This is a genomic window from Gemmatimonadota bacterium (assembly GCA_022560615.1).
In the GTDB taxonomy this organism is placed as follows: Bacteria; Gemmatimonadota; Gemmatimonadetes; order Longimicrobiales; family Gaopeijiaceae; genus UBA1138.
On the sequence record JADFSR010000068.1, the window covers coordinates 1 to 10,755 of the forward strand.

At 63.0% G+C, this 10,755-nt stretch carries 11 protein-coding genes; 5 read left to right on the forward strand and 6 right to left on the reverse strand.

The annotated features are described in order from the left end of the window. The first annotated feature begins 310 nt into the window (after nt 1-310). Complete coding sequence (locus IIB36_19490; GenBank protein ID MCH7533926.1) at nt 311-1,492, forward strand: Fic family protein; 1,182 nt, start codon at nt 311-313, stop codon at nt 1,490-1,492. Nucleotides 1,493-2,918: 1,426 nt separating this feature from the next. On the opposite strand, the gene IIB36_19495 is transcribed toward IIB36_19490, so the two are convergent. From IIB36_19495 to IIB36_19510, 4 genes are all read right to left on the reverse strand, one after another. Next, nucleotides 2,919-4,133: a hypothetical protein gene (locus IIB36_19495; protein ID MCH7533927.1), complete on the reverse strand. Its 1,215-nt coding sequence runs from the start codon at nt 4,131-4,133 to the stop codon at nt 2,919-2,921. A gap of 360 nt (nt 4,134-4,493) precedes the next feature. After that, nucleotides 4,494-4,565: a DUF86 domain-containing protein gene (locus tag IIB36_19500; GenBank protein MCH7533928.1), complete on the reverse strand. Its 72-nt coding sequence runs from the start codon at nt 4,563-4,565 to the stop codon at nt 4,494-4,496. A gap of 230 nt (nt 4,566-4,795) precedes the next feature. After that, a complete protein-coding gene (locus tag IIB36_19505) occupies nt 4,796-5,035 on the reverse strand; it encodes a nucleotidyltransferase family protein (GenBank protein ID MCH7533929.1) in 240 nt (79 codons plus the stop codon). A 342-nt stretch (nt 5,036-5,377) separates the two neighbouring features. Continuing rightward, nucleotides 5,378-6,190 carry a dienelactone hydrolase family protein gene (locus IIB36_19510; protein MCH7533930.1) on the reverse strand — a complete coding sequence of 271 codons (813 nt, stop codon included), beginning with the start codon at nt 6,188-6,190 and terminating at the stop codon, nt 5,378-5,380. A 100-nt stretch (nt 6,191-6,290) separates the two neighbouring features. On the opposite strand from IIB36_19510, the gene IIB36_19515 reads away from it, so the two are divergent. The 3 genes from IIB36_19515 (at nt 6,291) to IIB36_19525 (ending at nt 9,331) form a co-directional block, all read left to right on the forward strand. Next, nucleotides 6,291-6,428 (forward strand): hypothetical protein, encoded by a 138-nt coding sequence (locus tag IIB36_19515; GenBank protein MCH7533931.1) that lies wholly within the window; start codon nt 6,291-6,293, stop codon nt 6,426-6,428. Further along, nucleotides 6,425-7,240 (forward strand): cyclase family protein, encoded by an 816-nt coding sequence (locus IIB36_19520; GenBank protein ID MCH7533932.1) that lies wholly within the window; start codon nt 6,425-6,427, stop codon nt 7,238-7,240. The genes IIB36_19515 and IIB36_19520 overlap by 4 nt, the downstream gene beginning before the upstream one ends. A 453-nt stretch (nt 7,241-7,693) precedes the next feature. After that, nucleotides 7,694-9,331: an amidase gene (locus tag IIB36_19525; GenBank protein ID MCH7533933.1), complete on the forward strand. Its 1,638-nt coding sequence runs from the start codon at nt 7,694-7,696 to the stop codon at nt 9,329-9,331. A 58-nt stretch (nt 9,332-9,389) separates the two neighbouring features. Here the strand turns inward: IIB36_19525 and IIB36_19530 are convergent, their stop codons facing one another. Continuing rightward, the gene (locus IIB36_19530; protein ID MCH7533934.1) at nt 9,390-9,731 is read right to left on the reverse strand and encodes a type II toxin-antitoxin system PemK/MazF family toxin; all 342 of its coding nucleotides are present in this window, start codon (nt 9,729-9,731) and stop codon (nt 9,390-9,392) included. Further along, the gene (locus tag IIB36_19535) at nt 9,728-10,030 is read right to left on the reverse strand and encodes a ribbon-helix-helix protein, CopG family (protein MCH7533935.1); all 303 of its coding nucleotides are present in this window, start codon (nt 10,028-10,030) and stop codon (nt 9,728-9,730) included. The genes IIB36_19530 and IIB36_19535 overlap by 4 nt, the downstream gene beginning before the upstream one ends. A 193-nt stretch (nt 10,031-10,223) precedes the next feature. Between IIB36_19535 and IIB36_19540 the strand changes: the two genes are divergently transcribed. After that, nucleotides 10,224-10,755 (forward strand): IS1380 family transposase (locus IIB36_19540; protein ID MCH7533936.1); only part of this gene is annotated, 532 nt, incomplete at its 3' end.

The window sequence follows — 10,755 nt, forward strand, 5'->3', positions numbered from 1 at the left end:
CTCAGGACTTTCTCATCGCCCAAGTTCGGGGATGCCGCTGACCGTGCTCATCGCCCAGCTTCGAGGACGCCACTGACCGCGCTCTCGCGGATCACCTTCGACGACGTGAATCATGGTCGGAGTCTTCGCGTTGCGGACGTCGGAAGGGGGAAACTTTTGATAAGGGGTTGTGTTATCAAAGGTACATGCCTTATTCTTTGATAAAACGGACTCTCGTCAAGAGTACGATTGGGAAGACGATGCAGAATCAAAACTTTATCGGATATGTTTTGATACAGGCTTTCTAATCCAAACTTGAGTGGCCCGAGGAATGTCAGACCGAGCTGGAAACCTCGTTCAACAACAAGCAGGTCCTGACGGGTTCTCAGCGTTCATGCCAACGCCCCTTCCACCCAACCCACCGGTTCTCCTCGAGGGTGAATTAGCCCGGCTCCACGAAACCGCCGCCTTCGCCCTCGGAAGACTTGATGGAGCCTCGGCTCAGCTCGATCCGGAACGGCTGCTCTACATGTACGTCCGAAAAGAGGCCGTCCTAACGAGCCAGATCGAAGGAACGCAGTCTACGCTCTCGGATCTGCTAGAGTACGAGAACGCATCCGCCCCGGGTACCCCGGTCGACGATGTCCGGGAAGTATCGCGATACGTCGATGCATTGTTCTACGCCATCGATAAGATAAAGACCGGTACGCTACCTCTCTCCCTCAGGCTCCTGAAACAAGCACACAGCCGACTCATGTCAGCTGGCCGGGGGAGCACCCGTGCACCAGGAGAGTTTCGACGGACTCAGAATTGGGTTGGAGGAACCCGGCCCGGGAACGCGATCTACGTTCCGCCGCCACCCCACGAGGTCATGCCGGCCCTAGACAATCTCGAGCGGTATCTGCACGACGAGTTCGGGTCCACGCCCGTGTTGCTCAAAGCTGGCATCGCCCACGCCCAGTTTGAGACCATCCATCCCTTCCTCGACGGCAACGGTCGCATTGGGCGGCTGCTGATAAGTCTCATGCTCGTCGTGGACGGTGCGCTAGCCCATCCCTACTTCTACATCAGCCTGTACTTCAAGAAGCATCGGTCCGACTACTACGATGCGCTTCATCGAGTACGTACCCAAGGTGATTGGGAAGGGTGGTTGAGGTTCTTCCTCATCGGCGTGGAGGCCGTAGCGGACGAGGCTACCCAGACCGCAGAGGCGCTCTCCAACCTTTTCGTCTCGGACCGGGCTAAGGTGGAGAGCCTGGGTCGGGCCGCGCCGTCCGCGCTGAAGGTGTACGACCTCATGCGACGACGCATCCTCATCTCGGCAGCCCGGGCTGGTGAGGAGTCGGGACTGACGTGGCCCACTGTCCAGGCGGCTTTGAAACGCCTCCAAGAGCTCGGCATCGCTCACGAGGTGAGTGGCAGGAGGCGCAACCGTCTTTATCAATACACGAGTCAGCTCCAACTCCTCAACCGGGATGCCGACGTAGGGGATCCGGGCAGACAAGCCCAATGAATCCGTATTCAACGCCCCCAATGCCTTGTCCCTGCGTCTCGGTGGCGATAACAGCGGTGTTCGATGCCCGGTAGTGTCTGCGGGACCTGCATCATCATGCACTCGATAGGTCGAGAGACGCTGAATGATTATGACCGAGCAGGCGTCGAACGGCTGCTCCGATACTGTGCGCGTCCACCCTTCGCGCTGGAACGGCTCTACGCCCCCGGCGGCATCGCTTGCCTCACCTCGGGGTACCCACCAGAGGTGGGTCGCCCGGCTCATCTATCGCTTGTCCAAGCCGGCGCCGGACGGCCGCACCAAGCTCCTGCTCTCTCCGATTCAGCTCCTCGAGCGGCTCGCGACCACGCTTCGCGCGGTGCCCTCATCCCGCCGGGCACCGACGCGAAGCGTTGGTCGCGTCCATCGCCACCGATATCACGGCGTCCTGGCGCGGGGCACCCGCCGAAGGTGGGTCGCCAAACTCCGTGCCGCCGTCACGTACATCGGCGCGCCCCAAGCCGAAACACCCCGCGCCCCGCCCCCGAGCCCAACGAGGCCGCAGCCCTCCATCGATGCTGAGCCGGCTCGCCACACCAACCCGGCACGCATCCGCTGGGCCGTGCTGCTCGCTCGCATCTACGAGGTGCCGCCGCTGCTCTGCCCCGCTGGGCGGGCACCACGCAACGCGTGGTCGCGAAGCGTGGTCCGGCCCCATGAGGATCCTCGCCTTCATCACCGACCCGCCCGTCGTGACCGCGATCCTCGTGCACCTCGAGCTGCCCCACAGCCCCCCGCCCATCTCGCCCGCGCGCGGCCCGGGGCAACGGGCGAAGCGTAGTCCGCGACTTCCTCCTCGATCAGACTCCGGCAGTCGATCTCACCGAGGCCGACCCCGTACCAGAATTCGTGTTCGACCAGTCGGTGCCGGACGTGTTCGACGACTGAGGGTCTGCCCCCCGTTGTCTGCCCGGACAAGCTGAGCCATTCGGCCACCTCCTTCCGCCCGTCCCCGAACAGCCCCACGTCCCGTTCCATCATCCGAGCACCGCCCACGCCTGGCTCGGCGACGGGTGATCAGCCCCACCCCGCCCCCCTGTCTCCGTGTCCCATGCCACAACACGACTTACCGCGCTTCCCGCGTCGACAGGGCGGTTAGACCGACTATCCTTCATAGCCGCCCGAATCGATCCAAGCGCGGATGGTCCTTCACTTCAGCGCCGGAACCGGTAATTGCCGCGACCTGGACGAACTCGAGTACGGGAAGATCCAGTGATGAGGACGCATCGGAGCGAGGAGAATGCTCCACGCAGCCGTGAACACCTCCGGCTACGACCGTTGGACAGCCAGCTTCGGCCAAACCCGCCTGGTACCTTTCACCATTCCCGATCCAAAGGCATATGTCCTATAACGGGTAATTATCTGAAGTGGCGTCTAGCCACACTTCTCACCGCACCTCTGAAGAGACCTGATACTGCATGAGCGATGGCACGTCGAAAGCATCCAACACGACCCCATACACATGCCAACCGGGAAGGGCACTCTCAAAGCCAGCCTCTGAAATGACCTTCACATCCAGGTCGCTGGGCAGATAGACAAAGCCGACATGCCGCAATCGGGCATCCAGCACGTCCCAGCGTATCGAGTCGCCTATTGCGGTCTCCCGCCGAAGCCACACACTCCCGTCTGAAGCTGCCAAGACGTTCGTCACCGGCGGGCGGTGATGCGGCCAAGGTATCTGCTGACGTAGCGCGGAAGCCGCTCGATCCACTGTCAACGCATACCTCGCCGCGTAACCCGTCGCCATGCTCCTTGCTATGCTATCAATCTCGGAATCGGTCAACTCGATGGGTGAGTAGGGCAGTTCCTGCGACAGGGCGGTGTCCCCATCCAGCGCAATGCGATGGACACGGAAGCTCGGCGCTTCTCCGCCCGTAGGAGCCTCGCGGTCCACCATCACCATGAACGATCCGTCCGGCGGCACAGCCACGAGCGGATTCGACGCGAGTGGATGCGTGGGCGACACTTCTCGCTGGCCGAGGTCGATGCTGACGTATTGGCCCGCGAGTGACTGGAGGGCCAGGGTGTCAAGGAGCTCGCCCTCGCGCGAGAGTGTCAGCCAGGCCTGCTGCGTGCGCTCACCTCGCACGACTGCAGACGTCGGGACTGGGGCGAAGCCCATTACGTTTCCGTCCGCCAAGAGGAAAATCGGCTGAACTGCGAACCATGGGTTGTCGGCCGTCTGCAGCTTGAACGAGACCCGACCGTAGTACTCCCCCTCGACGCTGAACAGATTCCCGCCGGACTGAAAATCGAACACGACGAGCGTGTCACCGGTCCAGGACAGGTTCCCAGGAACCTGGAACTCTCCAGGACCCAGACCTCTCCTGCCTATCGTTCGCACGTAGCTCCCGTCCGGTCCAAACACAATCACATGTGCGAACTGAGGCTCGGAGGCGAAGACATGCCCGTCCGTCGACACATCCACGTCCCAGACGCTTGAGAGAACACCGGGCCCCTCGTCGGACCCGAAGACTGTGCCGGGGTTGGCCAGAAGGCGCCGTGCGTGATCATCCGTGGCATCGGGAGCACCGCAGCCACTCATGGACCATGCAAGCAACAGCGGGAAGACGCAGATCGGATAGATCGGATGTGTTCTCACTCTGGCTCCTTACCTTCATACTCCGCTTCGTGCAGCGTCCTCACGTTCCGAAGCGATTGCCGATAACGGGCCAATTGACTCAAGACGCGGAACCCTGCGCCACATACGTACGATTCCATCACGAACGTACGTATGCAGGGTGGAGTGTCCGCGAAGCGGCCGGGCCCGTAGGTCATGGTACGTCCTGCCCGCTGAATCAGCGAAGCGTATCTGAGGGCTCGAGCGGGAGAGCGGCGTTATGCGGCGGAACCGGAGCCCCTCGCGTTGCTATCCACCAAGGTCGTCAAGAATGGTGCGAAGTTGGTCGCTCAGATCCGCCATTCGCGTGGTGGCGGTCAGCCATACGACGTCTAGGTCCACCTACATGTAGGCGTGGATGAGGCGGTTCCGCATGCCCACCATCTTCGACCATGGAATCTCATGGCTGTCCAGTCGGACCTTCTCCGGAACCTGACTCGCGGGGCCTCCCCGAGGATCTCGAGCTGACGAACCACCGCGTCCTGCTTTTCGTGGTCATCGTCAAACTGCTGCCGGCTAACACCCGCCACATAGCTCTGGATACGTCCCGCCGCGTCCAGCATGTGCCGGAGGTACGGGAGTTCACCCCGTCCCATCAAACAGAGTCGAGGCCGACGCTAGGATGGGCTCACGCAGATAGGGGCTTAGTCCTGGCTTAGTCCGGCTTCAGTCAGTAGGTCAACGGGCCGTCCAAACAGCTCGGCAAGGCGCTCCTCTAATTCGATCAGATCGAAGAAATCCTTCGGTCGACCAAAGTCGACAAGAAGGTCGATGTCGGAATTAGACCGGTCCTCTCCCCGGGCTGCGGACCCAAAAACTCTCAGCCTCGAGACATCGTGCGCCATACAGATGGCAGCTAGTCGATTCTCGTCGAATCGGACCATGTTGCCAATCTCCTCAAACCACTCTCGGTCGGCGATATCCAAGCTCCGGTTCTGCCGCATAGACGGATAACTCCCGACCCTGGTCGCGAAACCCACGAGACTCTTGCAATTTCGCGGAAGCCCAGGTCATCATCCACCGAGGCATTGGGCACATCGTGGGCACGAACCCGCCCGAAAGACCATGATGAGGGCCGAAACAGAACGAAGCGCCCAAGCTCGGAAAGCTCTGCCGCAGTAGAAGAAACGAGACCTTCCGAGCGATTCAGAAACGCCCGGAGACCACGTGTAGTTGTCCGGTCTGCTGGTCCCGCAGATGGCGACGAAAGGGTGCGTGAGTCCGTGCTACCTCCGGTGCTGCGTCAACAGGGCGTTCCAACGGTCCCACGCCGCTTCCATCGCTGCTCGGTTTGCGTCGCCTTCTTCGGCGGTTTCTCCACGTGACATGAAGCCGTGGCCCGCCCCGTCGTAGATGACGGGGTCGTACATCTTGCCGGCCGCGCTCAGTGCCTCCGTGGACGCCTCGATCGTGGAGTTCACGCGGTTGTCTTCGCCGCCGTAAAAGCCGTAGACGTCTGCGCCGATGTTCGCGTACGCGTCAGCGTCTCCCGGACCCGTACCGTAGAATACGTACGCGGCTTCCAGGTCCGGACGGTTGGCGGCGAACGCGAATGTCTGGCGTCCACCCCAACAGAAGCCGCTGACCGAGACGCTACCGGAGCTGTTGGGCAGCCCAGCGAGGTAGTCGGCAGCAGCGTTCAAGTCCGCGGTCACCTGATCCTGCTCGAGAGCGCCGATGCCGGTGCGTGCCGCGTCCGAGTCCGCGAAGTCGGCGGTGTTGCCGCCACCGGGGGCCATCCCGGAGAGCAGGTCGGGAGCGAGCGCGATATAACCGGCCTCGGCGACACGATCCGCTACGGTCCCGACCCAGTCGCTGGAACCCCGGTTTTGGTGAATCACGATCATCGCCGGGTGCGGGCCTTCGCCTTCGGGTTGGGCGACGTACGCGTGCAGCGTTCGCTCACCGTAGGTGATCTCGACCCAACCGCTCGGTGAAGCGTCGGCGCTGGCTTGGGACCCGGTGTCGTCGGTCTGAGCATCTTCGGATCCGCCACACGCGAACGCGAAGAGCGCGGTGAGGATGAGCGTCTTCTTCATGCGTATCTCTCCGGCACGGGAAGCGAGAATGGTACAGGGGCCTTGGCTCAGCCGTCCAGCCCACCCACAATGCTGAAATCCCGAAAGCTTGGAGCTACACATGCCTAGAACCCTCGCCGTACTGCTCGTCACTACGTTCGCGTCGATACCGCTCGCCGCGCAGGAGCCGGACTTCGGCGCGGCGGGTGACGAGGCTGCGGCGCTGCTCCAAGACTTGATGGAGGTGGCGGGTAGATGAAGGCGTTCCTGGTCCTCGCTCTGTTTGGGCTTTCCGCGTGTGACGCCGCACCGGGCTCCTCCGACTTTTCTCCGGTCTTCGATGGCACCGGCGGCCACTGGGTCGACCTCACGCACTCGTTTTCCGAGTCGACGATCTATTGGCCGACCGATACCGCCGGGTTCCAGCTCGAGGAGCAGTCGTACGGTGTCGTAGAGGGTGGCTGGTTCTATGCCTCGTATGCGTTCTCATCCGTGGAGCACGGGGGCACGCATCTCGACGCGCCGATCCACTTTGCGGAGGGACGGCTCACCACGGACCAGATTCCGCTGACCGGGTTGATCGGGCCGGCTGCGGTCGTGGACGTGTCGGAGCGCGCGACGCCGGACTACCTGCTCACGGTCGATGATCTGACCGCGTGGGAGGACGAGCACGGAATGTTGCCAGACGGAGGCATACTGCTCGTGCGCACAGGCTGGAGCGCTCGTTGGACCGACCGGACCGCGTACCTCGGGACCGACATCGTCGGTCCCGAAGCGGTACCGGAGTTGCACTTTCCAGGCATTGGTGGGGAGGCGGCCAGCTGGTTGGTTGCCAATCGGGGGATCGTCGCGGTCGGAATCGACACGCCGAGCATCGACTACGGCCAGTCTTCTGACTTCCAGACGCACGTGATCCTGTACGCCGAGAACATCGCCGGCTTCGAGAACGTCGCGAACCTGGAAGCGCTGCCTGAGACGGGAAGCTTCGTCGTCGCACTCCCCATGAAGATCGAGGGCGGCAGCGGGGGTCCGCTCCGCATCGTCGCATTCGTTCCCAGGGGGGGATCATGAGTACCCCACGAGCTTCCCGGACTGCAGCTACACGCTCTCGTACAACGTGACGGGATGGCCGGGCGTGGTGGTCCCGGGCGGGCACCTCACCGGAGGGGCTGCCGATCGGGATCCAGGTCGTGACGGCACCGGCTCAGGGGCATGTGGCGCTTGCGGTCGCGGCGCACCTGGAGAGAGAGCTCGGGGGTTCGAGGCTCCGGCGATCTAGCCGGCTTGCCAGCGCTGAACATCGGACGCATGCTGCCCTCCCCGGGGCCACGGTCCCGGCGCTCTCGCCACAGTCGGATCCGTGCCTCGAGTCACTCAGGGCGGAGGCGCTCGAGATGGTCGAGGCCGACGCGAAGATGGTCCAGGAGATCGTCGACATAGCTTCGATTCATACCTGGAGCAGTTGGGGATTGAGTATCCGACCGTGCGAACGCGGCCGATCTCACAGGACGGAGGAGCAGGCACATGAGGACGAAAAGCACCGGCGTCGACATCGAGCGCCGCGACTTCCTGAGAGTGGCAGCCGCGGCAGCCGCGGCCGGCGCGATCGACCCGGTATCTCTCGCGGCATCCGAGCCCGCGCTCGCTGCGGCGATCCTGCAACAGCAACAGCAGGATCCCCCTCCCGTGCCGCTGGGCCAGGGCGAACACCCCGCCGTCGTGTTCCAGGCGTACCCGGGTGGGACGGGCTCGCTCATGGAGAAGCTGTGGCGGGAGCACGGTCCCGCGATGTTCGAGCGCACGCCGATCGACATTCCGGCGTGGCCCGGTCCGGTCCCGACCAACGAGGAGGACGTAGCGTTCCTGCCCGTGCATCGCTTGTCCGCACTCGTGCGGGATGGTCACATCTCCTCGGTCGATCTCACCGAGATCTATCTCGAGCGCATCAAGCGCTACGACCCGGTTCTCCTGTGCGCGGTCTCGATCCTGGAAGATCGTGCACGCGAGGAAGCGCAGCAGGCCGATGCGGATCTTCGTCGGGGCAACTGGCGTGGACCGCTGCACGGCATTCCGTACGGCGTGAAGGATCTGTTCTCCGTCACGGGTGCGCGCACGACGTGGGGCTCGGCGGAGTTCCAGGACCAGGTCATCGAGGAAGACGCCGATCTCGTGGTGCGCCTGCGCGATGCCGGCGCAGTGCTGATCGCCAAGCTCGCCACGGGTGAGTTCGCGCAGGGCGATCGCTGGTACCGCGGTCGCACCAAGAACCCCTGGAACATCGAGGAAGGCTCGAGCGGGTCCTCGGCCGGTCCAGGCTCGGCGACCGCCGCCGCGTGCGTCGCGTTCGGCATCGGTACTGAGACGCGTGGCTCGATCGTTTCACCCGCACGGAGGAACGGCTTGAGCGCGCTGCGGCCGACCTTCGGTAGGGTCACGCGTTACGGCGCCATGGTGCTCTCGTGGAGCATGGACAAGACGGGGCCGATGTGCCGTTCCATCGAGGATTGCGCTCTGGTCTTCAACGCGATCCACGGCGCGAGCGAGAAGGACCCGGCGACGATCACGGCGCCTTTCGTGTACGACCGGAGGGTGGACCTGAGCACAGTGCGCATCGGCTTCGACGAGGACGCGCCGGAGTCGTTCCTCGAGAAACTGTCCGACCTCGGCGCCAACCTCAGAGAGATGAGCGAGCTACCGAGCGGCAGAACGGATCAGCTCAGCGCCGAGTCAGCGGCGGCGTTCGACTATCACATCGCCCCCGATGGCGTGGAGCCCGAGCCGCTGCCCGAAGACCTCGAAGCTGCCGAGCGCAGACGCCGCGGTCGATTCCGGCGTGGACGGGACGTACGCGCTCTCGACTACATCAATGGCCAGCGTCGCCGGCTCATCCTCATGAAGGAGATGGCCGAAGCGATGGACGGTTTCGACATGTTCGTGAGCGGCTCCGGGGCGGTCGGTCTCACGAACGATACCGGCCATCCGGCCGTGATCGTGCCGTATGACTTCGGTGTTCGGAATCCCGATGCGGACAGCCCGACGACGATGCCGCTCACGACGACGATCGTGGGAGACCTCTTCGCCGACGATAAGATCCTGAACGTCGCGCAGGCGTTTCAGTCCGAGACCGACTGGCATCTGCGCCGGCCCGCGATGGAGTTCTAGCGCGGACTAGCGCCGTGTGTTCGGGAACCGCTCTGTCGGTCGCCGCCAGATCTAAGATCTAGATCCCCAGGAAGAGACGGAGACCCTCGTCAATAGCATCGAGCTCCGCGGGCTCGACCTGCCCGTAGACCTTCCGGACCCGACGCTTGTCCACGGACCGGATCTGATCCACGAGAGCCCACGATTCCTTGCGTAGGCCGCTGGGACCCGCTAGGAGATGCGGATAAAACGCTCCTTCCCCCCGCGAGGTCGTGACGGGTATTACGCACAACATGGGGAAGCGCTGGTCAGCGGAAACCTCGGGGTCGCTTACGAGCACGCACGGGCGGGTCCCACGCTGCTCATGTCCGTGCGTCGGATCCAAGGTGATCAGAACGATCGTGCCCCGCTCGAACCTCACTCCTCTACTTCAACCCAGCCGACTTCAGGCCGCCACTCAACCCCAGTGCCCAGGTCGGGGTCGAGCAACAATCCATCGGCCTCTGGGAGCGTCGTGGCCCAATCCTCCAGTCCCAGCTCCGCCGTCTCTCGGCCCTCCGAGTGAGGACTACGCAGTGATCGCTGTAGCGCCTCGCGGCGCTGGCGGTCGAGCTCGTGGCGGATGGCTTGCCGAATGAACTTGCTGCGATTCCGCCCGCGGCGGTCCATATCCTCCACCAAGGAGTGGGGCAGCGTGATAGTCACCCGATCATAGGCCATGAGCTGCTCCGCTCCAAGGACATGATAAGATCATATCATACATCATACTGCAAGAGCAGAACAAGTGATAGCTAGCCCCAAAGCAAGCGTGATGTTGTGCAGCCTACCTGAATAAGAAACCGGAAAGGCTTATCTTTATTGGAGTTAGCAAGATTCGGCACGAATCACTACTCCAACGCAAGAGGCCTTTCCGGTGAAGAGAATATCGTTCAAGCAGAGCCGAAAGAACAGTGCCCGTCGCAAGCGCAAGGTAGCTATCCGACATGCGCAGGCAGGGCATTGGGAAGCTCAGGCACAACCGATGTTCAACTCGGGTCCGGTACACTACGAGGTTGGTGCCAACACGGATGCGATGAGCTACGGAGGGATCGGAGCGGTGCATCGCCTGGTTACCAAGTTGGGTCTGCCCGATCAGATCGATGCCGACCTCGAGCTGCTGAAGGTGCACCTGCCGTACCACGAGTCGGATCACGTGCTGAATATGGCGTACAACGTGCTGTGCGGCGGCACGCGGCTGGAGGACATCGAGCGCCTACGCCATGACACGGCATATATGAACGCACTGGGCGCCGACCTGATCCCGGACCCGACCACGGCTGGTGACTTTTGCCGACGCTTCACCGAGGAAGACGTGATCACGTTGATGGAGTGCATCAACGCGGTGCGGCCCCAGCTATGGCAGGGCCGGGGACGCGAATTGCTGGGGCCGATCGCGTACATCGATG

Excerpts from the sequence above, each read along its gene's own strand:
- IIB36_19490 (MCH7533926.1), top strand. The coding sequence starts at position 311 with ATGTCAGACCGAGCTGGAAACCTCGTTCAACAACAAGCAGGTCCTGAC.
- IIB36_19505 (MCH7533929.1), bottom strand. The coding sequence starts at position 5,035 with ATGGTCCGATTCGACGAGAATCGACTAGCTGCCATCTGTATGGCGCAC.
- IIB36_19510 (MCH7533930.1), bottom strand. The coding sequence starts at position 6,190 with ATGAAGAAGACGCTCATCCTCACCGCGCTCTTCGCGTTCGCGTGTGGC.
- IIB36_19515 (MCH7533931.1), top strand. The coding sequence starts at position 6,291 with ATGCCTAGAACCCTCGCCGTACTGCTCGTCACTACGTTCGCGTCGATA.
- IIB36_19520 (MCH7533932.1), top strand. The coding sequence starts at position 6,425 with ATGAAGGCGTTCCTGGTCCTCGCTCTGTTTGGGCTTTCCGCGTGTGAC.
- IIB36_19525 (MCH7533933.1), top strand. The coding sequence starts at position 7,694 with ATGAGGACGAAAAGCACCGGCGTCGACATCGAGCGCCGCGACTTCCTG.
- IIB36_19535 (MCH7533935.1), bottom strand. The coding sequence starts at position 10,030 with ATGGCCTATGATCGGGTGACTATCACGCTGCCCCACTCCTTGGTGGAG.